General features: G+C 67.4%; 24 protein-coding genes. 15 read left to right on the top strand and 9 right to left on the bottom strand.

Annotation, left to right across the window (positions count from 1 at the left end; all coding sequences use genetic code 11):
* Positions 1 to 90 precede the first annotated feature (90 nt).
* A complete protein-coding gene (locus E6N53_RS11405; protein WP_136590455.1) occupies positions 91 to 1587 on the bottom strand; it encodes an amidase in 1497 nt (498 codons plus the stop codon).
* Positions 1588 to 1829: 242 nt separating this feature from the next.
* On the bottom strand, positions 1830 to 2477 hold the full coding sequence (locus tag E6N53_RS11400) for a hypothetical protein (RefSeq protein ID WP_142859373.1): 648 nt from the start codon (positions 2475 to 2477) through the stop codon (positions 1830 to 1832).
* A 167-nt stretch (positions 2478 to 2644) separates the two neighbouring features.
* Between E6N53_RS11400 and E6N53_RS11395 the strand changes: the two genes are divergently transcribed.
* Together E6N53_RS11395 and E6N53_RS11390 are read left to right on the top strand one after the other, a co-directional pair.
* Positions 2645 to 3664: a DUF7544 domain-containing protein gene (locus E6N53_RS11395; protein ID WP_142859370.1), complete on the top strand. Its 1020-nt coding sequence runs from the start codon at positions 2645 to 2647 to the stop codon at positions 3662 to 3664.
* A gap of 122 nt (positions 3665 to 3786) precedes the next feature.
* On the top strand, positions 3787 to 4224 hold the full coding sequence (locus tag E6N53_RS11390) for a DUF2267 domain-containing protein (protein ID WP_142859368.1): 438 nt from the start codon (positions 3787 to 3789) through the stop codon (positions 4222 to 4224).
* A 79-nt stretch (positions 4225 to 4303) separates the two neighbouring features.
* Here E6N53_RS11390 and E6N53_RS11385 read toward each other — a convergent pair whose 3' ends face one another.
* Positions 4304 to 4762 (bottom strand): VanZ family protein, encoded by a 459-nt coding sequence (locus E6N53_RS11385; RefSeq protein ID WP_236642338.1) that lies wholly within the window; start codon positions 4760 to 4762, stop codon positions 4304 to 4306.
* On the bottom strand, positions 4759 to 5202 hold the full coding sequence (locus E6N53_RS11380; RefSeq protein ID WP_142859366.1) for an Hsp20/alpha crystallin family protein: 444 nt from the start codon (positions 5200 to 5202) through the stop codon (positions 4759 to 4761). Before E6N53_RS11380 ends, E6N53_RS11385 begins: the two co-directional genes overlap by 4 nt.
* A 356-nt stretch (positions 5203 to 5558) precedes the next feature.
* Here E6N53_RS11380 and E6N53_RS11375 point away from each other — a divergent pair, with 356 nt between their 5' ends.
* From E6N53_RS11375 to E6N53_RS11360, 4 genes are all read left to right on the top strand, one after another.
* Positions 5559 to 6179, top strand: a complete 621-nt coding sequence (locus E6N53_RS11375) for a phosphoribosyltransferase (RefSeq protein WP_142859364.1) — start codon at positions 5559 to 5561, stop codon at positions 6177 to 6179.
* Between the two features lie 112 nt (positions 6180 to 6291).
* Complete coding sequence (locus E6N53_RS11370) at positions 6292 to 6753, top strand: DUF7992 family protein (RefSeq protein WP_142859362.1); 462 nt, start codon at positions 6292 to 6294, stop codon at positions 6751 to 6753.
* A gap of 200 nt (positions 6754 to 6953) precedes the next feature.
* Entirely contained in the window at positions 6954 to 7931 is a 978-nt protein-coding gene (locus E6N53_RS11365; RefSeq protein ID WP_142859656.1) for an aldo/keto reductase, read from the top strand.
* Positions 7932 to 8214: 283 nt separating this feature from the next.
* On the top strand, positions 8215 to 9435 hold the full coding sequence (locus E6N53_RS11360) for an MFS transporter (protein WP_142859360.1): 1221 nt from the start codon (positions 8215 to 8217) through the stop codon (positions 9433 to 9435).
* Between the two features lie 67 nt (positions 9436 to 9502).
* On the opposite strand, the gene aglF is transcribed toward E6N53_RS11360, so the two are convergent.
* Together aglF and E6N53_RS11350 are read right to left on the bottom strand one after the other, a co-directional pair.
* On the bottom strand, positions 9503 to 10228 hold the full coding sequence (gene aglF, locus E6N53_RS11355) for a UTP--glucose-1-phosphate uridylyltransferase AglF (protein ID WP_136601616.1): 726 nt from the start codon (positions 10226 to 10228) through the stop codon (positions 9503 to 9505).
* 99 nt (positions 10229 to 10327) lie between these two features.
* Positions 10328 to 10684: a hypothetical protein gene (locus E6N53_RS11350; RefSeq protein ID WP_201741126.1), complete on the bottom strand. Its 357-nt coding sequence runs from the start codon at positions 10682 to 10684 to the stop codon at positions 10328 to 10330.
* A gap of 139 nt (positions 10685 to 10823) precedes the next feature.
* Between E6N53_RS11350 and E6N53_RS11345 the strand changes: the two genes are divergently transcribed.
* The gene (locus E6N53_RS11345) at positions 10824 to 12263 is read left to right on the top strand and encodes an MATE family efflux transporter (protein ID WP_142859358.1); all 1440 of its coding nucleotides are present in this window, start codon (positions 10824 to 10826) and stop codon (positions 12261 to 12263) included.
* Between the two features lie 50 nt (positions 12264 to 12313).
* Positions 12314 to 12658 carry a hypothetical protein gene (locus E6N53_RS11340; RefSeq protein ID WP_142859356.1) on the top strand — a complete coding sequence of 115 codons (345 nt, stop codon included), beginning with the start codon at positions 12314 to 12316 and terminating at the stop codon, positions 12656 to 12658.
* 81 nt (positions 12659 to 12739) lie between these two features.
* Here E6N53_RS11340 and E6N53_RS11335 read toward each other — a convergent pair whose 3' ends face one another.
* Positions 12740 to 13018, bottom strand: coding sequence for a PadR family transcriptional regulator (locus tag E6N53_RS11335; RefSeq protein WP_136590444.1), 279 nt, complete (start codon positions 13016 to 13018; stop codon positions 12740 to 12742).
* 316 nt (positions 13019 to 13334) lie between these two features.
* Between E6N53_RS11335 and E6N53_RS11330 the strand changes: the two genes are divergently transcribed.
* The 3 genes from E6N53_RS11330 (at position 13335) to E6N53_RS11320 (ending at position 15500) form a co-directional block, all read left to right on the top strand.
* On the top strand, positions 13335 to 13898 hold the full coding sequence (locus E6N53_RS11330) for a DUF7344 domain-containing protein (RefSeq protein WP_136590443.1): 564 nt from the start codon (positions 13335 to 13337) through the stop codon (positions 13896 to 13898).
* A 298-nt stretch (positions 13899 to 14196) separates the two neighbouring features.
* On the top strand, positions 14197 to 14832 hold the full coding sequence (locus tag E6N53_RS11325; RefSeq protein WP_142859354.1) for a DUF7344 domain-containing protein: 636 nt from the start codon (positions 14197 to 14199) through the stop codon (positions 14830 to 14832).
* Positions 14833 to 15005: 173 nt separating this feature from the next.
* Complete coding sequence (locus E6N53_RS11320) at positions 15006 to 15500, top strand: helix-turn-helix domain-containing protein (RefSeq protein WP_142859352.1); 495 nt, start codon at positions 15006 to 15008, stop codon at positions 15498 to 15500.
* Positions 15501 to 15541: 41 nt separating this feature from the next.
* On the opposite strand, the gene E6N53_RS11315 is transcribed toward E6N53_RS11320, so the two are convergent.
* Positions 15542 to 16681, bottom strand: coding sequence for a hypothetical protein (locus E6N53_RS11315; protein WP_142859350.1), 1140 nt, complete (start codon positions 16679 to 16681; stop codon positions 15542 to 15544).
* Between the two features lie 711 nt (positions 16682 to 17392).
* Here E6N53_RS11315 and E6N53_RS11310 point away from each other — a divergent pair.
* Complete coding sequence (locus tag E6N53_RS11310; protein ID WP_201741125.1) at positions 17393 to 18898, top strand: lipopolysaccharide biosynthesis protein; 1506 nt, start codon at positions 17393 to 17395, stop codon at positions 18896 to 18898.
* Between the two features lie 76 nt (positions 18899 to 18974).
* Here the strand turns inward: E6N53_RS11310 and E6N53_RS11305 are convergent, their stop codons facing one another.
* A complete protein-coding gene (locus E6N53_RS11305; RefSeq protein WP_236642337.1) occupies positions 18975 to 20072 on the bottom strand; it encodes a hypothetical protein in 1098 nt (365 codons plus the stop codon).
* A gap of 334 nt (positions 20073 to 20406) precedes the next feature.
* On the opposite strand from E6N53_RS11305, the gene E6N53_RS11300 reads away from it, so the two are divergent.
* The 3 genes from E6N53_RS11300 to E6N53_RS11290 are packed head-to-tail and all read left to right on the top strand — an operon-like array spanning position 20407 to position 24134.
* Complete coding sequence (locus E6N53_RS11300; protein ID WP_142859348.1) at positions 20407 to 21411, top strand: lipid II:glycine glycyltransferase FemX; 1005 nt, start codon at positions 20407 to 20409, stop codon at positions 21409 to 21411.
* Positions 21408 to 22934, top strand: a complete 1527-nt coding sequence (locus tag E6N53_RS11295) for an alkaline phosphatase family protein (RefSeq protein ID WP_142859345.1) — start codon at positions 21408 to 21410, stop codon at positions 22932 to 22934. The genes E6N53_RS11300 and E6N53_RS11295 overlap by 4 nt, the downstream gene beginning before the upstream one ends.
* Complete coding sequence (locus E6N53_RS11290; protein ID WP_201741124.1) at positions 22935 to 24134, top strand: prenyltransferase/squalene oxidase repeat-containing protein; 1200 nt, start codon at positions 22935 to 22937, stop codon at positions 24132 to 24134. It begins immediately after the preceding gene.
* Positions 24135 to 24146: the final 12 nt, after the last annotated feature.

Raw genomic sequence — 24146 nt, 5'->3', positions numbered from 1 at the left:
GCCGGCTGTTCGTTCCCGCCGTCGGATGAAGATACGGGTCGGAGCAGTCGACGTGGGTATCTCGCGCCCAGGCCTGGACGCCTCCCCGACTCAGTCGTCGAGCGGCGGCGTCGTCGCCGGTGGCACGCGCGCGGGCGCGACCTGCTCGAACGAGTGCGCGAGCGACAGGAGGGTCGACTCGTCGTACGGCTTCCCGATGAGTTCGACTCCGACCGGGTGGCCGTCGTCGGTCAGTCCCGCGGGGACCGAGACAGCACAGAGCCCCGACTGCGAGGCGAGGATGGTGTTGGTCGGGAACGTCATCGTGTCGAGTTCGCCCGCTTCGATGGCCGCCGCCGTCGGCGGGATGACCTGGGCGTCGGGACAGAGCAGGACATCGAGGTCGTGTGCGGCGTAGACGTTCAGGACCGCCCGCTGGAACGCGGACTGAGCGGCGACGGCCTCCCAGTAGCCGGGGTCGTCCGTGGGGTCCTCCGGCCCGTTCTCGGCGATGCCGATGAACAGGTCGAGGACCTCGTGGTACTGCCCCGACTCGTACAGTTCCGACACCGAGCCGACGGGGGCGTCCTCGCGCGCGGCGAAGAACTCGTTCAGGTCGCGCTTGGACTGGGCGATGTAGAGCAGCGTGGCCTCGAAGTGCTCGCCGAGGTTCGGAATCGAGACCGGGTCGACCAGTTCGGCCCCGGCGTCGGCCATCGTCTCGACCGCCTCGTCGACTTTCCGCGTGACGGGGCCGCTGTCGGGGGCGTCCCTGTCGCCGAACAGGTCACGGAGGACACCGATGCGGGCCCCCGCGAGCGCGTTCGCATCGAGCGAGTCGGTGTAGTGGCCGGCGGCCTCAGTGAGTTCGTTCACCGCGGTGTACTCGTCGGCCGCGTCGTAGCCGACCGTCGCGTCGAGGACCTGTGCCAACTCCTTCGCCGTGCGCGCCATCGGGCCCGGGGTGTCCTGCGAGACGACGAGCGGCGACATCCCGGTCCGCGGGAGCAGCCCCGGCGTCACGCGGATGCCGAAGAGGTTGGTGTACGCGGCCGGGAGGCGGATGGAGCCGCCGGTGTCCTCGCCGATGCCGACCGTGCCGAGGTTGGCCGCGACGGCCGCGCCGGTCCCGCTCGACGACCCGCCGGGGTCGCGGTCGAGGTCGTACGGGTTCTTGGTGCGTCCGATGACCGACGAGTAGCCGAACCACGAGGTGGCCCAGTCGGGGAGGTTCGTCTTCGCGAGGATGACTGCCCCGGCGTCCTCGAGTCGCGTGACGAGCGTCGCGTTCTCCGTGGGCACGTAATCGGCGAAGGCCTCGGAACCGAACGTCGTCGTGATTCCGGCCGTCTCGACCTGGTCTTTGACGACGATGGGGATGCCGTGAAGCGGGCCCACGAAGCCGCTCTCGTCGAAGGCGGCGTCGAGTTCGTCCGCCCGCGCCCTCGCGTTCGGATTGACGGTGACGATGGCGTTGAGTGCGGGACCGTTCTCGTCGTAGGCCTCGATGCGGTCGAGATACGCTTCGACGAGTTCGCGGCAGGTGAGTTCGCCGCCCTCGTACGCGACGTGGATGTCGTCGATGGTCGCCTCGGTGATGTCGTTCATGATTGAATCTCAGTGCGCACCATCTCATGTCGACGGGATACCATAACTGTTCGTGCCGCCTCGCGGTCGTCGGCCCGGTCGTGCGTTCCGCGACGGCGCGGTGGCTGTCCGCTGTCGTCGGTGGCAGGCGCGTGTCGTCCCGGTTGGTCAGCATTCGACGGGGCGACGCCACCGAGACGGACGCGGGGTCGGTCCAGCGAGACGGACGGACAGCGAGACAGCGCCGCTGTCCTCGTCGGCCGTCAGTTCGACGCGGTCGAGTCGGTCGCGTTTGTCTCTGTCGCGGTCGAATCGGTCGCGTTTGTCTCTGTCGCGGTCGAATCGGTCGCAGTCGCGTTCGCGTTCGTGGTCGTAGTCGTGGTGGTGTTCGACTGTTCGGTCTGTGCCTGCGCCTGCTGTTGTTGCCGCTGGGCCTGCTGTCGTGCCTGCTGGAACGTCTCCGCGGCGAGCAGCGCGTTCACCGACCCGAACGACAGCGTGTCGAGGACCGCGGTCGCAGACCCCTCGACCAGGAAGACGCCGAACTGGTCGACGCTGTCGACGACCGAGAGCGACGCCGTCGACTCGACGCGGTCGGTGAACGAGGCCACGGCGTTCGAGAGCAGTTCCTGCTGTGTCGCCTGGTACTGCTGTTGGGCCTCGCTTCGGGTGAGGTTGCCCGCGCGGAGTTCCGACGAGATCTCCTGCTGGCGGCGCTGGAGTGCCTGCTGGTCGGCCTGGAGGGCGACGGTCACCCGACGGGTGCCGCCTTCGGAACCCGCCGCAGTGGCGGTCTCCGCCGTCGTCTGCGGCGCGGCGTCGTCTTGGAGGGCGCTACAGCCAGCGAGCGAGAGTGCGGTCCCGGTTCCGGCGAGTTCCAGAAACCGGCGGCGACCTGTGTCGAAGTCCATCGCCTAGGCCCTGCGGACGACCGCTGAAAACGACACCGAAACGTCGAGCGTCGCCAGACGAAGCAGTTTTATCCCACTATCGTGACATCTCCACTGCGTATGCCCGACTGTGGTCCCCTCCATCCGACCGAACAGTTCCGATGCCTTCCCGACGGGGTGTCGACTCGATGACGCTCTATGCGCTCGACGACATCGAAGATGCCATCGACGCCACCAGAGAGTTCCTCTGGCCCATCGAGCGGGGACGGTGGCTCCGACTCGCCGTCGTCCTCTTTTTCACCGGCGGCGTCGGTGGGTTCAACCCGTTCCAGTTCTCGGGGAGCAGCACGCCGTCGACACCCAGCACCCCGGGGCCGGGCCCGACGCCGAGTCCCGAACTCCCGTCGCTGGGCACCCCCGAGGTCGCCATCATCGCGGCCATCATCGCCATCATCGCGCTCGTCTTCCTCGGCTTTCTCTTCGTGGGGTCGGTCATGGAGTTCGTCTTCGTCCAGTCCCTGCGAGAAGAGGCGGTCAGCATCAGGCAGTACTGGCGCGAGCACTGGCGGAAGGGCCTCCGCCTCTTCGGGTTCCGACTCGCCCTCTCGGTCGTCACCATCGGCGTGGTCGGCGGCGTCCTCGTCGCCGTGTTCGCCCCCGTCTTCCTGGGTGGGGAGGTCGCCGCGCTCGGCCTCTTGTTCCTCGCCGTGCCCGTCCTCGTCTTAGTCGTGATTCTCAGCGGCATCCTCGACGGCTTCACCACGATGTTCGTCGTCCCGGTGATGCTGCTCGAAGCGCGCGGCGTGCTCGCGTCGTGGCGGCGGTTCTGGCCCACGGTGCGGCGCGAGTGGAAGCAGTACCTCGCGTACCTGTTCATGTCTCTCGTGTTGGCCCTCGCGGGCGGTATCGTCACCGCGCTGGCGACGCTGGTCGGGGCGATCGCCGTCGGCATCCCCCTCGCCATCGTCGGCCTCGTCGGTGGGGCCCTCCTCGGCGTCGTCCACGTCGTGGGGTGGGTCCTCATCGGCCTCGCCGTCGCGCTGTTCGTCGTCGCGCTGTTCGTCCTCACCCTGCTCGTCGCCGTCCCGGTCCAGACGTTCCTGCGCTACTACGCGCTGTTGGTCCTCGGCGACACGAACGAGGCGTTCGACGTGATTCCCGAACGGAGACGGGCGATCCGGAGCGACCCGTCGACGGCCGACGGCTGAGGACGCGCTCTCGCCGCCCGCTGACGCCGCGGCGATGTCACGCCGTGCGCCTCGCTCTCTCTCTCTCTTGCGTAAGGCACACGTGCGCACATTAATGACGCCTCGATGTCAACTAGCCGTGTATGAATTTCGATACGTTCACCGGCACGGTCCAGCACCGACTCGAACTGCCCGGGACCGGCGAGACGGTCCGCGCCATCCGAGCGACGCTCTTGACCCTGGGACAGCGAATCCCGGCGGGCGGGGCGGAGGACCTCGCGGCGTCGCTCCCGATGGAGATCAACTGGTACCTGACCGGGGCCGTCGAGACACACAGCCAGCGGTTCGACTGGCACGAATTCGTCGACCGGGTCGCCGCCATCGAGGGGGTCGACCCGTCGACGGCGGCGTATCACGCACAGGTCATCGTCGACCTGGTGGCCACGCTCGTCCCGGCGTCGGACTTCCAGCAGCTCCGCAACCAGCTCCCCGAGGCCGAGGACGACGAGAACTGGCAGAAGCTGTTCGCCGTCGTCGACGCGGGCGGGTGGGAGGGGACCCGAGGAGACACGGACGGCTGAGCGGCGGTGGCCGGACTCACCAGCGGATGTCCGGCAGAGCCCCACGGCGTTAGCTGTGGGCGGAGTCCGACCCGACCGTTCACCCGGACGTCTCCGAACCGGCCGGGGCAGTCTGGACGTACCAGCCGGCGGCGGCGAGCACCGAGCCCAACACGCCCGCGACGACGTCGGCAGGCTCGAACGCGCGGCCGGGTACGTACGTCTGGAGTCGCCCCGTGACGAGGCTGTGCACTGTCGAGAGACAGACCGCACCGACGGCGGCCTCCCCGCGAGAGCACCGCCTCGTACTGAGTGCCTCGGCGAGCACCGCGGCGTACCCCGCGTGTCCCACCAAGTGCAAGAACTTGTCCGGCCCCAGCCACTCCCACTCCGGGTGTCGCTCGAGCGGTGACGGCACGAGCGATGCGACGAGGAGGACGAGTGTGAGCCCGACTGCACACAGCCACTCCGAGCAGCGACGACCCATACCATCGCTCTGCGCTCTGGGCTCTTTGCTGTCGGGGTCGTCGCAAGAAGCGAGGTCGGCGGCGGCGCTCACTCGATCTCGATCTGCCGGGCCGCTTCCACCTCGAGCTTCGGCATCGTGATGGTCAGCACGCCGTTTTTCATCGTCGCCGCGACGTTCTCCGTGTCGACCTCGTCGGGCAGTTGGATGGACCGCTGCATGGACTCGTGTCGCCGCTCGCGGCGGATGTAGTTCTCCTCCGCCTCGTCGACGGCGGCCTCGCGCTCGGCGTCGATCCGGAGTGTGTGGTTCGTGACCTGGATGTCGACGTCGTCACGCTCGTACCCCGGCAGGTCGACGCTCACGACGAACTCCTCGTCGTGTTCGACGAGGTCGACAGCCATCGACTCGAGCGGCGACGTCCCCTGGAACGGCTCGATGCCACCCCACCGGGTCGACGCCTCCCCGAACTGCCGGCTCATCCGGTCGAACAGTCGCTCCAGTTCCTCGAACGGGTTGGTGCGTTCGTTCATGTCATTCACCCCATTTAGTTGATACGACGGTGGTTCGCATAAATCTGCGGTCGGTTCTCACGACGTTGAAACGACTCTCTCTCACGCACAGCAGTCCGTTATCCGAACCGATACAGTCTCTCTTAGTGATATTTATCGGAGCTGGCGTCGGACACAGCGGGCGACCGATGCGCGTGCGCACCCCGCCGACGGCGGTGCGTATTTGTCATCGTCGCGCCAAGTGTTGTGGGGAGACGAGTCCATGAGTGTCCAGTCACGGAGCCGAGACGAGTGCGAGGCGGAACGACCGGGGGCGGCGAGCCGTCGTTCCCGACACTGGTGCGGACGCGGTGGGCGGTGGACCGGAGGGCACGTCGATGTTTGACGACCGCACCGATGCGGGACGACAGCTCGCCGACCTCATCGAGGGCCACGACGTCGAGGCCGACGTCGTGTTGGCGATTCCGCGCGGTGGCCTCCCGGTGGGGCGCGCCGTCGCCGACGCCTTGGCGGTCCCGCTCGACATCGTCGCGGCCCGGAAGCTCGGCGCGCCGGGCAACCCCGAGTTCGCTATCGGGGCCGTCGCGTCCGACGGGACGGTCTTCTTGAACGACGAGTACATCGACCAACTCGGCGTCGACGAGTCGTACGTCGACGACGCCATCGAACGCGAGCGCGCGGCCGCACAGGAGAAAGTCGACCGCTATCGGGGCGACCGACCTCCGCTCGACCTGCACGACAAGACCGTCGTCGTCGTCGACGACGGGGTCGCGACCGGTGCCACGACGATCGCGTGCCTGCGCCAGATTCGTGAGGCGGGCGCGGCGCGCGTCGTCCTCGCCGTCCCCGTCGGCCCCCCGGATACGATCGAGCGGCTCGGCGCGGAGGCAGACGAGGTCCTCTGCGTGGAGACGCCACCCTCGTTCATGGCCGTCGGGCAGTTCTACGCGTCGTTCACGCAGGTGTCGGACGACGAGGCGATGCGCTACCTCGACTAACGAGGCGCTGCGGCGCGTCGACTCCCGTCCCAGCCGCGCCCATCCGTACGGGACACCCGACCCGTCGGCGAGGGGCGGCCACATATTTATTCTCGTCTGACAACTCTGTGCTATGGCACTCGACGTGGAGACACCGACCCCCCCGGACCTGACGAACCGTGGCCTGCCCGCCGACGTCGACCCCGATGAGGCCGGCGGGGACGAGGCCGACCGCTACCGCGAGGCCGTCGAGGACGTGCTGCTCGACGGGGCGTGGGAGGAGGCGTTCAACGAGTGGGCCGCGTACGCGGACCTCTCGGAGGCGGAGTATCGAACCGTCAACGACGCGGGGCTGTTCACGGCGCTGGACTTCTACTGGGACCCCGCCGAGGAGCGACTCCGCGCGGAGGTGCCGCCTCCCCCTGACGCCTGGGCGGACGGGGGCGAGTTCGCGGCGCGGGTGACGGCGGAACTGACGGACCTCGCGGACACGGTGCTCGAACTCCTCGAGAGCACCTACGGGGACTGGAGCGAGGTAGGACCCGACGACGACGTCTGGGCGGGACAGTTCGAAGACGAGACGTCCGGCGAGTGAGGTGGCCGGCCTCTGTGTCCCCTGGTCGTTTCGGAACAAACCGGGAGTCGACGATAGGGCGCTCACACTGCCGACAGCGACGCACCAGCCGAGCACGCTCGCTGTCGTATTCGAGCCGAACAGACCAGCCGAGACCGACACACACAGTTTTGCGGACGGCGCGCGACGGCCGTGGTATGACTGACGCGGATGCCGTCGACATGTCGTACACGCGACTCGGACGCACCGGCCTCGAGGTCTCACGGCTCTGTCTCGGCTGTATGAACTTCGGCTCCGGCCAGGAGTGGATGATCGGCGACCGCGAGCGGTCCATCGACCTCATCCGCGAGGCGCTCGATGCGGGGGTGAACTTCCTCGATACGGCGAACGCCTACTCACGAGGGGAGTCCGAGGAGATCGTCGGGGAGGCAATCGAGGGGTACGACCGCGAGGAACTCGTCCTCGCGACGAAGGTGTACTTCCCGATGGGTGAGGGGCCGAACAAGTCGGGACTCTCCCGCAAACACATCCTCGACCAGGTCGAGCGCTCTCTCGACCGACTCGGGACGGACTACATCGACCTCTACCAGATCCACCGGTGGGACTCCGCGGTCCCGATCGAAGAGACGCTCTCAGCGCTCGATTCCCTCGTCGAGTCGGGAACAGTGCGGTATCTCGGCGCTTCGACCATGTCGGCGTACCGGTTCACCAGAGCACTGTACACCGCCGACGTCGAGGGGTACGAGCGCTTCGCCTGTATGCAGCCCGAGTACAATGCCGTCGACCGACACGAAGAGGCGAACCTCCTTCCCGTCTGTACGGGCGAGGGCGTCGGCGTCATCCCGTGGTCGCCGCTCGCCGGCGGCTTCCTCACCGGCAAGTACAGCCGTGACGCCGACATCCCCGACGGGACGCGCGCGGAGACCGACGAGTACACCGAGAACCGATTCACCGACGAGAACTGGGCTGTCCTCGACGCGATCCGGGAGGTCGCAGACGAGGTCGACGCCACGCCTGCGCAGGTGTCGCTCGCGTGGCTCCTCCACAAAGACGTCGTCGACGCGCCCATCGTCGGCCCCCGCACCGAGCGGCACCTCCACGAGAACCTCGCGGCCGTCGAGGTCGACCTCACCGACGACCAGCTCGAACGGATCGAGGCACCGAAGACGCCGCGATGGCCCGCACCGGGGAAAGACTGACCTCGACGGGGTCTCTGAGCGGTGACTCGGCAGGGTGAGCCGAGCGGGACAGCGTGGGGCGAACGATGCATGGTCGTCAGTCGAAACGTCCTCGTTTCGAGTGGCGCCCGTCCGCTATCCCTACCGGGGTGACCTCGCGGACCCTTGTAAGCGTTCGCCGCCGGCTATCACGCTTGATGACCGGAGCGGCTCGGAGACTCCACCGGAAGGCTCGCGGTGGGTCCTGGCCCGTCGCCGTGCGTGAATCGTAACACTCCAGCCGATCGCCTCCCACCCGTCGCGTGTGGCTCCCTCGACGACACACGGACGAGAGCTGTGGGTCATCGTCGCGGCTGCGACGCTGACCGTCATGGCCGGCGCTATCGTCGCGCCCGTCGTCCCGCAGATTCAGCGCGAACTCGGTGTCTCGGGGACGGCGGCCGGCCTCATCATCACGACACACGGCGGGGTGATTGTCCTCGCGAGCCCGCTGGTGGGTGCGCTCGTCGACCGGGTCGGCCCCCGTCGCCCGTTCGTCGGCGGCCTCGTCGTCTACGGACTCGGCGGCGGCGCGGGGTTCGTGGCCGACGGCTTCGGCCCGCTGCTCGCGTCTCGCGTCGTCCTCGGCGTCGGGACAGCGGCCGTCTACACCGCGGTGACAGTCCTCATCTACGACCTGTACGAGGGGCAGGCGATGGAACGCGCCCTCGGCTACCGGAGCAGCGCGAACAGCCTCGGTGCGGCCGTCTGGCCGCTCGTGGGCGGGGCGGCCGGTGTCGTCGCGTGGAACGTCCCGTTCGGTATCTACCTCGTCGCGCTCCCGCTCGGACTCGTCGCCGCGGCGACGGTCCCCGAGACGCGGTCGACACCGGACGGGACGAGCGAAGCCGGAGGCAGCGCGGGGTCCAGAGCGAGCCTGTCGACGCGGCTCGCCGCGACGCTCGCGACGTTCCGCGACCGACCAGGGCTGCCGCTCGTGTATCTCCTCGCGTTCGGCGCGAACGCGTTACTGTACGTCGTCGTGGTGTTCTACCCGCAGTTCCTCTCCCGCGTCGGCGTGTCGTCCTCGTTCGCGATCAGCCTCTACCTCGCCGCGAACGGTGCTGCGGGTGGCGTCGCGGCCGTCGGCTACGATCGACTCGTCGACCGCGCCGCCCGTTCGACACTGGTTCTCGTCGCGCTCGTGTGCTGGACTGTCGGGTTCGCCCTCGCCGCAGTCGTCGAGACGCGCGCCGGGGCCGTCGTCCCCGTCGTCCTGCTCGGACTCGGCGTCGGACTGGTGTTCCCGTCGACGTTCGCCTGGGTCGAGCGGTTCGCGCCCGCCGAGAAGACGGGGCAGTTCAGTTCGTACATCGCGTCGTTCGGGTACACCGGGCAGTTCCTCTCGCCGCTTCTCTTCGGCCCGCTCGTCCCGCTCGTCGGCGTTCGCGGCGTGTTCGGTGCCGCGGCGGGCGTGGCCGGCGTCGGCGCGCTCGGTCTCGGCGTCTGGGCGTGGCGTCGCGCCAGCGCCGTGGCTGACGCGTGACGCCTGGTGTGGAACGACCCGGAGCGAACCTGGCTGCGCTGGTGCGGGAGATGCGACGACGTCGGCGTTACTCCGCCTCGCGCGCCTCTTGGAGTCGCTTCTCGGCCTCGTCTCTGTCCTCGGGGTAGCCGATGTCCATCCGCCACCCCTCCAGTTTGATGGCGTCGATGGTCCGCCCCGAGCGGATGAGCAGGTCGATGGCCTCACTGATCTCGTACTCGCCGCGGTTCGAGGGCTGGACGAGGTGACAGGCGTGGAAGATGGCGGGCGTGAAGGTGTAGAATCCGGTCATCACCAGGTTCGACGGCGGGTCGTCGGGCTTCTCGATGACCTCGACGATCTCGCCGTACTTGTTGGTGTCACAGACCCCGTACCGAGAGGCGTCTTCCCACGGCACCTCCTCGACGAGGAACGCCGCGTCGGCGCGGTCTTCTTGCTGCCGGCGGACGACGTCCTTGAGGTTCGCGTTGAAGATGTTGTCGCCGAGAATGAGCATGAAGTCGTCGTCGATGTGGTCCTCGACGGTGAGCAACGCGTGGGCGAGCCCGTTCTGCTCGCGCTGGTGGCTGTAGGTGATGGGCACACCCTCATACTCGTCGCCGTAGTACTGGATGATCTTCTCTTTCATGTAGCCGACGACGACGACGAACTCCTCGGCACCGAGGTCGATGAGTTTGTCCAGACAGTGGGTGAGAATCGGTTTTCCGTCGACCTCAACCATCCCCTTCGGCTTCTCGTCGGTGAGCGGTCGCAGACGAGTCCCCTTCCCTGCGGCGAGTACGACAGCTTTCATCGCTTGGGCTATCCCGCTCACCCCGTATCAATCCCTTGATTGCCGAGACGTGTCTCTGTCGAGACACGACGGCGCGCCGCCTGCCCGCTGTGACCGGCCTCAGTCCGAGACGGCGAGTACCTGTGCGGTACCCGCGAAGACGAGCCACCCACCGTCGGTCCCCTCGAGACGATACGCCGGCGGGGGCTCGACGCCCCACGCCCGGAGCGTCTCGTCGACACCGTCGGCGATGGTCTGTACGAACGAGCCGTACCCCCGCAGCGTCGCCTCACGGCGGCCGTGGTCGAGGTGGAACGCGACGCGAGCCGTCCCCGTCTCCAGCACCGCCGGGCCGCCGTCGACGCGAAGGCGGAGGTCAGAGCGGAGGCGGACGGCGACCGGGGGCACCGCGCCGGTCAGGACGCCGTCGCCGAACCGCTCGAGCGCGGCGAGCGCCTCGTTCGGGACGTGATTCATCGGCTCTCCTCGTCCGAACGAGGGCGGGGACCGACTTGTCCGTATCGGCGGTCGCGGACGAACCGGTCGACGTCGCCGTCGAACGGCCACCGGACCGACGGATGAAAACCGGTTTCACGCTCCTCTCGAACACGCTGTCGTGAGCGCCCTCCACCGACTGTTGACCGTGCTGGCCGGTCTGCTCGCCCGCGCGGGCGTCATCGAGGAGACGCGGCTCCGCGAGACGACGGACCTCGCGTGGCCGCGCATCCTCACGGGGTTCGCCATCATGTCGAAGCGGACCGTCGACCTGGCCGTCGTCGGCCTCGCCATCGGGCCGACGGCCGTCGCGGGCCTCACCGTCGCCAACGCCTACTGGACGGTCGGCAAGTTCGCGTTCATCGGGCTGTCCGGCGGCACCATCGCCCTCGTCTCACAGAACTACGGCGGGGGCGACTCCACCCGCGCCGCCCGCGCCGTCGAAGCCAGCCTCATCGTCGCCACCGTCGCCTCGCTCCCGCTCGTCGTCCTCTTCGTGTTCGGTGCGCGCCCGCTCGTCGAACTGCTCGGAAACGACGCGCGGACGCTGACCTACGGCGCGACGTACCTCGCGGTCGTCGCGCCCGGACTCGTGTTCGAGGCGCTCAACCTCGTCGCCTCGCGGACCTACGCGGGCGTCGGTGACACGCTGACGCCGATGGCGCTCCGGGCGACGGGAGCCGTGCTCAACATCGTCCTCAGTGCGGGGCTCGTCCTCGGCCTCGGGTACGGCGTCGCCGGGGCCGCCATCGGGACGACGCTCTCGACGGTGTTCGTCGCCGTCGCCTTCGCCTGGGGGATGTCCGGGCGCGCGTACCTCCCACGACAGGGAGTGAGCGGCGCCAGCCCCATCCCCGTCCGGTTCGACGCGCGGCCCGACCGTGACCTCTTCAGGCAGCTCCTCAGCATCGCGACGCCGCTCGTCGCACGCCGCATCGCCCAGGCCGCCGTCGTCTTCCCGCTGTTGGCCCTCGCGGCCGTCTTCGGCCCGCTCGTGGTCGCTGCAATCGGTGTCGCCCGGCAGGTCCGCGCGCTCCTCGACAGCTTCGGCTGGGGGTTCTCCATCGCCACCTCGACCCTCGTCGGCCAGTCGCTCGGCCGCGGCGACGAAGCTACCGCGGCCGCGTACGGCTGGGAGATAACCAAGCTCTCGTGTCTCGTCTACGTCTCCGTCGCCGTCCTCGTCCTCGGCTTCGCCGAACCCATCGCCCGGGTGTTCGTCGACGGTGAGGGGGTGGCGACGACCACCCGGTTCGTCCGTGTCGCCGCCGTGAGCGTCGTCGCACTCGGCATCGACGGCTCCGTCACCGGAACGCTCCGCGGGGCCGGCGACACGCGGGTCCCGTTCCTCGCGACGCTCGGCGGGCTCTATCTCGTCGCCCTGCCGCTCGCGTGGCTCGGCACGGTGACGGCGTGGGGTGTCCTCGGACTCATGGCCGCGCTCGTCGCCGAGACGTTCGTTCCGATGGTCGTCAACTACGCCCGCTTCCGCGCGGGCACCTGGAAGGCGGTGAGTCGTGGCTACCGCCCCGACCAGGGCGAGCGGGTCGGACAGGACTGAGCCGACCGCGGTGCCGTCCGCTTATGTGTCCCGGGAGCGAATGACGTCTCGTGTCTCTGTGGGGTGTTCACGTCGGTGTCGCGGGTATCACGACGGTGCTCGTCCTGTTCCTCGTCGCGCCTGGGACGCGGTACCGGGGTGTCGTCGTCGTCGCGAGCGCGTTCTGGGCTGTTCTCCCCGACGGCCACCACGCGCTCGACAGGGTTCCGACGCTCCAGACGCAGTGGCGTGCGCTTCACGACTCCGCGTTCGCGGACGTGTTCTGGTTCCACCGGCTCATCGACCGTTCTGACCCCGGTGACGACCCGCGACGGTCGCTCGCGATGTGGGGACTGTTCTTCGCCGTCGTCGTCGGCACAGAACTCGCTCTCCGTCGTCGTCGGCACGACCGGTGATGGCTCAGCAGTCGTCGAGAACAGACGACGCGCTGTTCGGAGGCCACGACAGCGGCCGGATGCCCGCTCCCCGTCGACGAGTCACTCGAGGAAGTCGACCATGCGGTTCTCCCACGCTCGTCGTTCGCGTATCATCTCGAGCCCCCGGTCCGTGATCTCGTAGTAGTTGGTCCGTCGGTCGAGCTGTCCCTTGTCGACCAGCGAGCGGTTCACGAGGGTGTCGAGGTTCGGATAGAGTCGGCCGTGGTTGACCTCGCCGACGTCCTCCTCGAAGAGTTCTTTGACTGCCTGTCCGGACGGCCGGTCGAGTGAGGCGATAACGTACAGGAGGTCACGTTGGAAGCCGGTGAGCTGGAACATCCGCTACGCCCTAACACACCACCAATCGACTTTGTTAACTCCCGTACTACCCGGATAATTGATGTTTAATTCCGCCGCGACCCCCCGGTCGATTCGAACGACGGCGTCGCAGGCGAACGGCAGTGCGACGTCGCCGGCCGCCGTCTGTCGGGGCGGACGTCAGCCGGGTGGGGCGAGCGTTCCTGTCGGCAGACGTTCGTGTCCCGGACGCCCCCGACGAGAAACCGAACGACGATTCGAACGTCGCCGATAACCCGCTCGTAACAAAGTACGAACATCTTGTGGGTACACGCATCACGCCCGGAACTGGTCACCGATGCCGGACACACCACACTACCTAGACGTCGACGCCCTGTGCGCCGAGAACGACCGTGACGAGGTGTTCACGCTCTTGAGTAACTACCGACGTCGGTCCGTGCTGTACGCCCTCTATCGGAACGGGGGCGAACTCGCCTTCCCGGTCCTCGTGGACAAAGTCGCGTCGTACGAGACGGGTACCCCTCCGGACGACATCGACGACGACCTGAGCCAGAGCATGTACATCTCGCTGTACCAGACCCACCTTCCGAAACTCACGAGCTTCGGGCTCGTGGAGTACGACACCGACGAGCGGACCATCTCGCTGACGCCGCACGCCGACCACGCGATCGTCCCTTCGGAGGAACTGGCACCGCCGCAGTGGAACCGCTACTACGCGGTCTTCTCCTTCGGTGGCCTCCTCGTCGGGGGGGTGGCCTGGCTGTTGAACGGCGCTGCCGGATTGGGGATGGTCTCGCTGTTCGCTCTCACGGGCCTCGGAGGGGTCGTCGTCGCCCACACGCGCTCGATGCGGCGATGCGACGACGAGGGTTCGTACCTCTCGGTCGACGACCTCGTCTGAGCCCGAACCGGTCGTTTCGCCGGGCCGCTGCGTCCCCCTGTCCCGAGCGACAGCCGCACGTCGAATCGGCGTCGATAGCCCGCTCTCGCGCTCGAACTGGCTCGAACGCGAGTTACACCTCTCGACGACCGTATTTTCTATAATAATTATATTACATGAATTTTAAAAATCACCGAGGCGTGGTTTCGCTGTCAGTGAATAAAGATGAATTATTTGACACTGTCTCTCTTTCTGCCACCCGGAGAGGAGTAAGGATGCCCAGACAACGAGTCCACCAGGTGTGGACACGGTCCCACCAATGAGTACTGAGAACGGGTCTACGTTGACGCCTTCCGACGGGAACTCAACGGGAGACGAGACCGACGACGAGGAACCGAAACCCATCTCGAAAGACACGCAGTTCGGGATGCTGAAGAACCGACGTCGCCGAGACATCTTGCGGTACCTCCGCGAGAACGACGACGAGTCGACGCTGAGCGACCTTGCCGAGTTCATCGCGGCGAAGGAGAACGGGGTCGAACGCCGCCTGCTCTCGTCGGACGAGCGCAAGCGGGTGTACATCGGCCTCTATCAGTGCCACCTGCCGAAGATGGACGACGCGCGCGTGATAGACTTCGAAAAGCGAAGTGGAGGTGTGAGGCTCCGCCCCGAGGCGGACCAACTGTTCGCCTACATCGACGACGAGGACGACGAGGAGGAGTCGGCCGGCGAGACGACGGCCGAAGAGACGACCCCCTGGACGGTGAACACCACGGTGAAACTGGGGCTGGGATGGACGCTCTGTCTGCTCGCGGCCCTCTCCGTGGCCGGCATCGCGGGTCTCCCCCCGGTCGGAGTCATCGGCGGGGCCGCGGCGGTCACGTTCGCCGCGATCGAGACGGTCGACGTGCTCCCGTCGCTGTGGGCCGACGGCGTGGCGGTCCTCCACGACTGACCACCGCACGCGACGACCGTCGTGACTCGCCGACGGCAGACACCACGCGCCCTGGTTCAGGCGCAGCGGCCCTCTGGCTTCGACTGTCCGCCCGGTCCACGGACGGCCGTCGCTGTCGAGAAAAGTGTATTCATCAAAACATTTTTTTGTACACATGATTGACAAGGAGAACAATGTCTTCCGATGACAGGACGGGGGGAGTGATGGAGGACGTCTTCGCGACACTGGGTGACGAACTGTCTCGGCAGGTGCTCACCCGGGCGACCACGGAGGTCGTCACCGCGAGCACGCTCGCCGACTCGTTCGACGTCGCGCCGGCGACGGTGTACCGACGCCTCAACCGCCTCGCCGACCTCGGCTTCATCCGCGAGGTGACCGACGTCCGCGAGGGGCCGTCGTCCGAGACCGGCTATCGGACGGACGTCCGCGCGCTCGTCCTCGTGCTCTCTTCGAACGGGTTCGACGTCCGCCGAGCGGAGAACGAACTCGACGCCGCGCTCTCGATCTTTCTCGACTGCGTCGACGTGAGCGAAGCCGAGTTCTCCTTCGAGGAGGGGACCGCGACCGTGACGCTCTCGATGGGGGACGAGACCCTCGAACAGCTGCACGACAGCTATCGGGCGGCCCAGGACGACACGCAGGGTTCGTTCGCCGAGGTCGACACCTGACGGCGTCTCGGGCCGGCGTGCCGGGAGCGAGGGTGGCAGAATCAGTGCTGTCGGCTGACCGTCGCGTCGTCGGCCTGCGTGTTCAGTCGGCGGACCGCCTCGACGACCTGTCGGCTGATGCCCGTCGTGTTCCAGTCCCGGTCGCGCGGAATCGACGCTCGGTACGTGCCGGTCTGCTCGTACAGCGTGTCGAAGACCCGCCGTTCGGTGTCGATGAGCGTCTCCAGTTCGCCCGCCCGGTCCTGACTGGGAAAGAGACTGTCGAGCGCCATGAAGTACTCGCGGAGGCGGGCGTTCCACTCGTACGACGAGATAGTCGCCGTCTCCGTGACCGCCTCCCGCGGCGAGATGGGTTCGACGGAGACGCTGTCGGCGTCTGGCGCCGCCTGGAGGACGACCACGTCGTCGACGGTGCCGGTATCGACGTACGTCGTGTGGGGGAGCATCTCCTCGACGTCGACGAAACTGCGACCGTCCGCTTCGAGGTAGTATCGGTTGAGGAACACCAGCCCCTTCTCGACGACCGAGCCACCCACCTCACAGTTGGCGTCGATGTAGTCGCTGACCCGCTGGCGAATCCCCTCGTCCGGTTCGTCGTCGAGCGTGAGGTCGGGGAACGACTCGAGGTTGTACGGCTGCATGTTGACCGACAGCGGATACCCCTGGACGCTCCCGTCCGCGCCCACCCAGAGGCGGTCGTCGGACAGGTAGTCACCGCCCGCCCGCAACAGCGACAACAGCGTGTTCGTCTTTCCGGCCCCGCGCCACGCGGGGAACAGGGTCGTGTGGCCGTCGAGTTCGACCCCGGAGGCGTGGACGAGCGCCCGATTCCGATCGGCCAGCCGTCGTCGGATGCGGAACTCGACGAGATAAATCGTCCAGAAGGGCTCCCAGTTGGGCGACGTCTGAATCCGTGTCAGGTCGGTGTCGGTCCGCAGAAACCCCGACGGGGTTCGGATGACGAACGCGTCACCCTCGCGGCCGTAGTAGTTCTCCGGCCCGCCGAGGACCGCCTCGGGGTCGGGTTCGACCGTCGTGAGCTCGCAGACGACGTCGGGGTCGTCGACGCTCGGCACCTCGAAGTGGTCGTACATCTCGCGTAACTGCGTGACGGCACGTCCACCGGTACCCCGGATGCTCAGTGTGAGCGTGTCGAAGAAGTCGTAGCTCGTCGACCGCATCAGACGACTCTCCTTCGTTCGATACGATGGCCAGTGTTGATCGAACTCGAACGGCGAACTCGGTGCGACTGTGACTCGGGGTGGGCGGCCGTTCGTCCACGTCCGTGATTCGAGGGCTCGTCTAACATGATCGGGTGTGCTGCGGTCGCGGACAGGGCGGACCGTCAGTCGCGCGCGGTGACTGTCGGGGTCGTCCCGTCCGTCCCGGCTGCATCGTCAGCAAACCGTGCGGAAGCGTCGGGCTTAATTATAAGCTGGTTAGCATCTCGCCGCGCGAGTCGACGTCGTACGCCGGTTCGTCCCCGCGCATCCGTGTCCGCTCGACCTGCCAGACCCGCCTGTCGAGGTCGGGCGTCGACACCGTCCCGGCTGTCCCGCCCGCAGAACCACGTTGACGGCGGAATCTGTCGTTCCTGCCGTGTGACTGGACTGTTCGACCACCGATAGTCTCGGCTATTTTTATCATATTATTCGGAGCTATCGGGGGGTTCTGCGGCCGCTATCGCCGTCGGCGTGTCGTCGGCGACCGACCGCGTCGGGTCAGGTCGTCGGTACGCGGCCCACCCCGGGCGGCGGGCGGGCCTGACCCGGCGTGTTCGACCACCAGTCATGACAAACTATACATAGGATTGGATGAATGACATAGCACGTAGAACGTATCAATCCGCTCACCGGTTTTTCCACCCCCGCCCCAACACGGCATCCACCCCAATGGCACGCTCGAAACTGAAGCGACTCCTCGCGCGGATGGTTCCCAGTGGAGACGTCGTCGAAAGTACCGTCAAGAGCGGGCTCTGGGTGCTGAGCCAGAACGCCGTCGGGCGCGTCATCCAGTTGGTCATGCTCGTCATCCTCGCGCGGCTCATCGGGCCGGCGCAGGTCGGGCTGATCGGGATCGTCCTGCTGACGCTCAGCGCGCTCAAGCAGTTCACCAACCTCGGCTTCAACGCCGCACTCGTCCAACAGCGCGAGGAGAACGTCGACGGCCATCTCAGCACTGCCTGGGTGCTCATGGGTGCGCGAGGGGCCATCATCGCCCTGTCGATGGTCCTCGCGGCTCCCTTCGTCGCGACCCTGTTCGGCGAACCCGAAACGACGGCGATGATTCGCGTCCTCGCCGTCTCGCCGCTGGTTCTGGGGCTGAAGAACCCCGGCGTCGTCTACTTCCAGAAGAACCTCGAGTTCCACAAACAGTTCGTCTACCGTATCTCGGGCGAGGTGCTCCAGTTCGTCATCGCGGTGGGTTACGCGCTGGTGTGGCCAACGGCGTGGGCGTTCGTCGTCGCCTACGTCGTCTCGAACGTCTTCCGCGCGCTCGTCTCGTATCTCATCCACGACTACCGCCCCCGGCTGTCGTTCGACCGGGACGTCGCTGCGGACCTCGTCGGCTACGGCAAGTGGCTCACCGGCACGTCCATCCTCTACTTCCTCTACAGCGAGGGCGACGACGCGTTCGTCGGCTGGTTTCTCGGCCCGGCCGCCCTCGGCTTCTACCAGTACGCCTACCGCCTGTCGAACGCGCCCGCGACGGAACTCACCCAGGTCGTCTCCTCGGTGATGTTCCCGACGTTCTCGAAGATGCAAGACGACCTGAGCGTCCTCCGCGACGCCTTTCTCAAGACCATCCGCATCAACGCGCTCGTCGCCTTCCCCGTCTCGTTCGGCATCGTCGTCGTCGCCCCCGACTTCGTGCGGACGTTCCTGGGCACCGAGTGGACACCGATGATCCCTGTGATGCAGATCCTGGCGATGTACGGGATGATGCGGGCGTTCACCAAGGTGTTCGGGTCGGTGTGGAAGGCGGTCGGCCGTCCCGACTACGTCACGAAACTCTCCGCCGTACGGGTCGTGCTGATCGCGCTGTTGATCTTCCCGCTCACCCAGCGGTTCGGCACCGTCGGGACCGCCGGGCTCATCACCGGGCTGTACGTCTTCCCGATGGTCCCGCTCGACATCTACGTCATGAAGCGAGAGATCGGCACGGGGTACGGCGACATCCTCGGCGAAGCCGTCTACCCGTTCGTGGCGGGGGTCCTCATGGCCGGCGGCGTCTGGGCGGTCCGTTCCACCCTCGCGTTGTCCCCCCCGTTCAGCCTCGCGCTGAGCGTCCTCGTCGGCGCCGCTCTCTACCTCGGGCTGATGGGGCTGTTCGAGAGTCTGTTCGACGTCGGCATCAAGCAGAACGTCGACCTCGTGCGGTCGAGCTTCAGCGACTGACACCCACTCCGAGAGGGGGTCGACCGGAACGAGGCACCGACACACCCGCCCAGCAGTGCAGCGCGAACGGCGCGTGTCAGGTGGCGCTCGAGGGGTCGCCGCGCAGGCTCGTATCGAGCACGCGGTCGAGTGTCCGAGCGGAGTCCATCTCCGTCGCGAGGGTAGTGATGAGTTCGGTGAGGTTCACCAGGTCGCCCAGGTACGCCCGTCGTCGCCGCTCCCAGCGTCGCCCGACGTCGTCGTCGCGGGCGAACTCGACGGCGGTGTCGAGCACGGAATCGAACGTCTCGAGGTTCCGGATGAGGTCCTGTGCTTCGAGTTCGATGAAGTTCCCCATGTCGTCGTCGCCGACGAAGGAGTTCGACCGGATGACCGGCGTCCCCAGGAGGGCCGCCTCGGTCGCGACGGTCTGGGTGTCGGCGACGACGACGGTGGCTCCGGCCAGTGCGTCGTGCATCAACGCGGGGTGGACGTCGAACGCCTGCGCGTCGAGCCCTGCGAGGTCGAGGTCGCCCCCCTCGTCCGAGACGAACACGGTGGTGTGCTCGCTGAGGCGCTCGATCAGCGTGCGTCGCTGGTCGGCCGTGAACCCGCCGTGACCGACGTCGTGGTGTGACCCGAACGCGTTGAGTCGGACGATGGCGTACGGCTCCGACGCGTCGACGCCGAGTTGCGCCCTGACGTCGCCCTCCGGTTCGTAGACGTCCGGGTGCAGATACGCCGTCTCTTTGAAGCCGGTGAACCGGTAATGCTTCTCGCCGAGGTCCTTCTGGAACGCGTGGGGGGTCAAGATCATGCTCGCGAAGGGCCGCGAGACGAGGTGGTCGAGGGTCGTCGGCTCGGAGTCGTGGATCAACACCGCGGGCGTCCGCGCCACTGCCCCCGCGTGGGCCGCGTAGCCGCCGATCCCGAACACCAGGTCCGGGTCGTACCGGAGCGTCTTCCGGAAGATCGAGGCGTAGTGGCCCGGGAGCGACCGGAAGAACGACCCCTTCGTCGTGTCACACACGCCGTAAATCTGGTACGGAAGTCCGTAGTAACTGAGCAGGTCCTCCGTACAGCCGTAATCGCGCGCGAGCACGAGTATCTCGTGTCCCTGCCGCTCGAGGGACGTCGCTGCGTGCCGGTAGAGGTGCACGTGCGCGGGCGTGTTTGTGAAGAACAGGTATCTCATCTGGGCTATACGAGGCGTACCGTGGCGTGAGGCCATTAGTAACCACGAGTTAACGGCGTGCGGCGTCCCCTCCGCCCGCGTCGACGCGCGGACGGGTGCGAGCGCCCAACGAGCGTCCGACTCGTCGTACCGTCGCGCCGCGAGGCGGGCCCACAGGGCGCGTCCGACACACTGGTCGCCCCGACGCCACTGCCGTATCCGGTCCGTCGACGATTATGCCGTTTATAACAAATCTCCGGCATGTGCATCGTGGCACAATGCGTCTGGATGGCAGTTGCACCGCGGGGACCGTCGCGTCGACGACCGTGGGTCACGATGGGCGCGGGTCAGACAGATGAGCATCCAAGTCGAACGCGCGGACGACGCCGCGCTCGCGTCGTGGGACGACCACGTCGCACGGTCGCCGATGGGGACGGCGTTCCACCGGTTGGCGGTGCTACGCGTCCTCGAAGCCCACTCCGACTCGACGCTCTACCCCCTCGTCGGATACAAAGGACAGGAGGTCGTCGGGCTGTTCCCGCTGTTCGAACTCTCGAAGGGGCCGGTGAGTACGGTCTTCTCGCCGCCGCCGCGGCTGGGTGTGCCGACGCTCGGGCCGGTCCTCACGAACTACCGCAAGCTGAAACAGCGGAAGCGAGACCGCCTGAATCGACGGTTCGTCGAGGGCGTACTCGACTGGGCTGCCGACGCCATCGGCCCGAAGTACACCCACGTCGAGACCAGCGTCCACTACGGGGACGCCCGACCGTTCCTCTGGCGGGAGTTCGACGTGACGCCGAAGTACACCTACGAGGTCGACCTCTCGGGCGGTCCCGACGAGGTCCTCGGGCGGTTCAAGAGCGACCTCCGGTCGAACGTCCGCGGGCACGACGACGCCGACTACCGCATCACCCGAGGCGGGACCGACGCCATCGAGTTCATCATCGGGCAGGTCCGCGAGCGGTACGAGGCGCAGGAGAAGACGTTCCCCGTCGACGCCGCGTACGTGAAAGACCTCTACGAGGCGTTTCCGGAGGGCGACCTCAAGCCGTACGTCGGCGAGGTCGACGGGGTCCGCGAGAGCGGCATCATCGTCCCTCGACTCGGCGACAGGGCCCACTACTGGCAGGGCGGTGTCAAGCCCGAGACGTCGCTGCCGATCAACGACCTCATCCACTGGCGCATCATCACTGACGCCATCGAGGACGGGGTCGAGACGTACGACCTCGTGGGGGCGAACACCCAGCGGATCGCTACGTACAAATCGCGGTTCAACCCGACGCTCGCGGAGTACTACGAGATCGAGCGCGGAACACGGACGATGAACATGGCATCCGGCGTCTACCGGAGGCTCCGATGACACAGGTCCTCTCGATCGGGCTCGACGGTGCCGCGTGGCACAAACTCGACCGTCTCATGGCGGCGGGCGACCTGCCGAATCTGGCCGCACTCGTTGAGGAGGGCGCGCGCGCACCGCTTCGGTCGGTCGACCCCCCGGTCACCTGTCCGGCGTGGCGCTGTTCGACGTCGGGGAAGAACCCGGGGAAACTGGGCGTCTACTGGTGGCTGAACCTCGACCGGGCGAGCGGCGAGTTGACCTCGCCCGACGCGCGGTCGTTCGCGACGGCGGACGTCTGGGACTACCTCGCCGCGGAGGGCAAGCGGTCGGCCGTGGTCAACGTCCCGATGACCTACCCCCCGGAGCCGGTCGACGGGCTGATGGTCTCGGGCTTCGGCGCTCCGTTCGGCGTCGACCTCGACCGGAGCATCACGCACCCGCCGGACGTCCAGGAGCGACTCGCGGCCGAATACGACTGGGACATCGGCGTCGACGACGTCACCACGGCGGAGGGGCTGGAGCGGGCGTACGACCTCATCGACTCGCGGTTCGAGCTGCTGGGCGACCTCCTCGAAGCGGACTACGACTACCTCCACCTGACGGTGTTCTACATCAACGTCCTCCAGCACAAGTACGGGGACGGCCCGGAGACGCGAGAGGCCTGGCGCCGCATCGACGAACACCTCGGCCGACTCGACGACGAGGACGTCCTCACGATACTCTACTCAGACCACGGCCACGACACCGTCGACCGCACCTTCGTCGTCAACCGGTATCTCATCGAGAACGGGTACCTCTCGTTCGACACGGGGCTGTCCGACAGCGCGAGCGGCGGGGCCTACTCGTTGTTGAAACGCCTCTCGCTCTCCCCGCGGCGGATGGCGAAGCTCGCGAAGGCAGTGCTCCCGGCGTCGGTGTACGACGACCTCGTGACCTCCGGCTACCCGGTGCCGACGTCGGAGCTGTCCGCTCGCGTCGACTGGGAGCACACGACGGCGCTCGCGGTGAGCCAGGGCCCCGTCTATCTCAACCGCGAGGCGCTCGGCGACCGCTACGAGTCGTTCCGCGACGACCTCGCCGCGGAACTCTCGGCACTCACCGTCGATGGCGAGCCGGTGTTGGACCACGTCTCCCCCGCCGAGGAGGTCTACACGGGCGAGTACGTCGACGACGCGCCCGACCTCGTGCTCGTTGCGGCCGACGGCTGGGAGATCTACGGCGGCGTGACGCCGTCGGTGTTCGAGACGCAGGTCACCTCCTGGACGTCGGGGAACCACCCGCGCGGGATGTTGCTCCTTCACGGCGACGAGGTCGAACCGGGGACGCTCGCCGAGCGGTCGTTGCTCGACGTCATGCCGACCGTCCTGCGGTATCTGGACTGTCCCGTCCCCGACGACGTCGACGGCGAGGCGGTCACGGACGCGTTCGCCGACGGACTGGGTCGGCGGCGGACGCGACCACCGCTCCAGCCGGGCCCGGCGGGCGATGCGGACGACAGCGACGAACTGAAGCGCCGGCTCGAAGACCTCGGTTACCTCGAATAGATGCAGCCGACACGCTCCACGCTCGCGGACGTCCTCTCGTACGCGCGCGAACGCGACTACACCGGCTGGGACCTCTACGACGGCGAGTCGAGCGCCCTGCTGCGGCGGCTACCGGTCGACAACCGCTGGCTGAACCTGGCGTTCCAGCAGTTCGTCAGGCGGGCCCCGGTGAACGTTCGCCCGCTCCTCCTCGTCGAACAGCGACGCAACTTCATGGGCGTCTCGATGTTCGTGCTCGCGAACACGGCGATGTTCGAACTGACGGGCGAACGACGGTATCTCGACGACGCCCGCGCGCTGACAGCGTGGCTCGTCGAGCACCGAAGCGACGGCTACAGCGGCTTCTGCGGCGGCCACAAGCACCCGCTTCAGGGCCTCGAAGCGCGGACGGGCCCGAACGTCCCCGGAATCGTCGGCACCTCCTACGCGGTCCGCGCGCTGCTCGCCGCAGACAGCCATCTCGAACGCGACTACGCCGACATCGCCCGGACGGCCGCGGCGTTCGTCGTCGACGACCTCCAGTACCACGACGTCCCGGACGGCCCCGGCGCGCGCATCCTGTACACGCCGAACGACAGCGGCGAGGCGTACACGCTCAACGCGAACGCGCTCGGCGCGCGCCTCCTGCTCGAACTGTCCCAGCGGTTCGACGACGACGGCTACCGCGAGCGCGCGACCCGGATTCTCGACTACGTGGCCGCACAGCAGACCGACCTCGGCGGGTGGCAGTACATGGACCCGCCGTCGGCGTCACACCTCTCGATGGACAACTTCCACAACGGCTTCGTCCTCGAGACGTTCCTCCGCTACGCCGACCTCGTCGACGACCGGTTCGAGCGGACCATCGAACGGGCCGCGACGTTCCACCGCGAGCACCTGTTCAACGCCGACGGTTCGCCGAACTACGACGAGCGGCAACCGTATCCGCGAGACGTCCACGCGGTCGCCGAAGGGGCCGTCGTCTTCACCGACCTGGGCGACCTCTCGTTCGCCCGGCGGATCCTCGACTGGGGAACGACCAACCTGTCGGACGGGGACGGCGCCTTCTACCTCGAGAAGCGGCGGTACTACACGAAACGCATCACGTGCATGCGCTGGTGTCAGGCGACGATGGCACACGCCCTCTCACACTACCTGCTGGCCGCCGACGAGCGGGCGACCGGACCGAGCATCGCGGCGGGCGCTCCCGACGCTTCCTGAGCGAGTGCGCGT

The organism is Salinigranum halophilum, from assembly GCF_007004735.1.
GTDB classification, from domain to species: domain Archaea; phylum Halobacteriota; class Halobacteria; order Halobacteriales; family Haloferacaceae; genus Salinigranum; species Salinigranum halophilum.
The sequence above is the reverse complement of the archived record's forward strand: the minus strand, read 5'-3'. Positions and strand labels throughout refer to the sequence as shown.

Coding starts and splice junctions, on each gene's coding strand:
- E6N53_RS11310 (WP_201741125.1), top strand. CDS start 17,393: ATGGCACGCTCGAAACTGAAGCGACTCCTCGCGCGGATGGTTCCCAGT.
- E6N53_RS11290 (WP_201741124.1), top strand. CDS start 22,935: ATGCAGCCGACACGCTCCACGCTCGCGGACGTCCTCTCGTACGCGCGC.
- E6N53_RS11395 (WP_142859370.1), top strand. CDS start 2,645: ATGACGCTCTATGCGCTCGACGACATCGAAGATGCCATCGACGCCACC.
- E6N53_RS11335 (WP_136590444.1), bottom strand. CDS start 13,018: ATGTTCCAGCTCACCGGCTTCCAACGTGACCTCCTGTACGTTATCGCC.
- E6N53_RS11370 (WP_142859362.1), top strand. CDS start 6,292: ATGGCACTCGACGTGGAGACACCGACCCCCCCGGACCTGACGAACCGT.
- E6N53_RS11350 (WP_201741126.1), bottom strand. CDS start 10,684: ATGAATCACGTCCCGAACGAGGCGCTCGCCGCGCTCGAGCGGTTCGGC.
- E6N53_RS11325 (WP_142859354.1), top strand. CDS start 14,197: ATGAGTACTGAGAACGGGTCTACGTTGACGCCTTCCGACGGGAACTCA.
- E6N53_RS11390 (WP_142859368.1), top strand. CDS start 3,787: ATGAATTTCGATACGTTCACCGGCACGGTCCAGCACCGACTCGAACTG.
- E6N53_RS11405 (WP_136590455.1), bottom strand. CDS start 1,587: ATGAACGACATCACCGAGGCGACCATCGACGACATCCACGTCGCGTAC.
- E6N53_RS11305 (WP_236642337.1), bottom strand. CDS start 20,072: ATGAGATACCTGTTCTTCACAAACACGCCCGCGCACGTGCACCTCTAC.
- E6N53_RS11320 (WP_142859352.1), top strand. CDS start 15,006: ATGTCTTCCGATGACAGGACGGGGGGAGTGATGGAGGACGTCTTCGCG.
- E6N53_RS11295 (WP_142859345.1), top strand. CDS start 21,408: ATGACACAGGTCCTCTCGATCGGGCTCGACGGTGCCGCGTGGCACAAA.
- E6N53_RS11375 (WP_142859364.1), top strand. CDS start 5,559: ATGTTTGACGACCGCACCGATGCGGGACGACAGCTCGCCGACCTCATC.
- E6N53_RS11315 (WP_142859350.1), bottom strand. CDS start 16,681: ATGCGGTCGACGAGCTACGACTTCTTCGACACGCTCACACTGAGCATC.
- E6N53_RS11380 (WP_142859366.1), bottom strand. CDS start 5,202: ATGAACGAACGCACCAACCCGTTCGAGGAACTGGAGCGACTGTTCGAC.
- E6N53_RS11400 (WP_142859373.1), bottom strand. CDS start 2,477: ATGGACTTCGACACAGGTCGCCGCCGGTTTCTGGAACTCGCCGGAACC.
- aglF (WP_136601616.1), bottom strand. CDS start 10,228: ATGAAAGCTGTCGTACTCGCCGCAGGGAAGGGGACTCGTCTGCGACCG.
- E6N53_RS11365 (WP_142859656.1), top strand. CDS start 6,954: ATGTCGTACACGCGACTCGGACGCACCGGCCTCGAGGTCTCACGGCTC.
- E6N53_RS11330 (WP_136590443.1), top strand. CDS start 13,335: ATGCCGGACACACCACACTACCTAGACGTCGACGCCCTGTGCGCCGAG.
- E6N53_RS11300 (WP_142859348.1), top strand. CDS start 20,407: ATGAGCATCCAAGTCGAACGCGCGGACGACGCCGCGCTCGCGTCGTGG.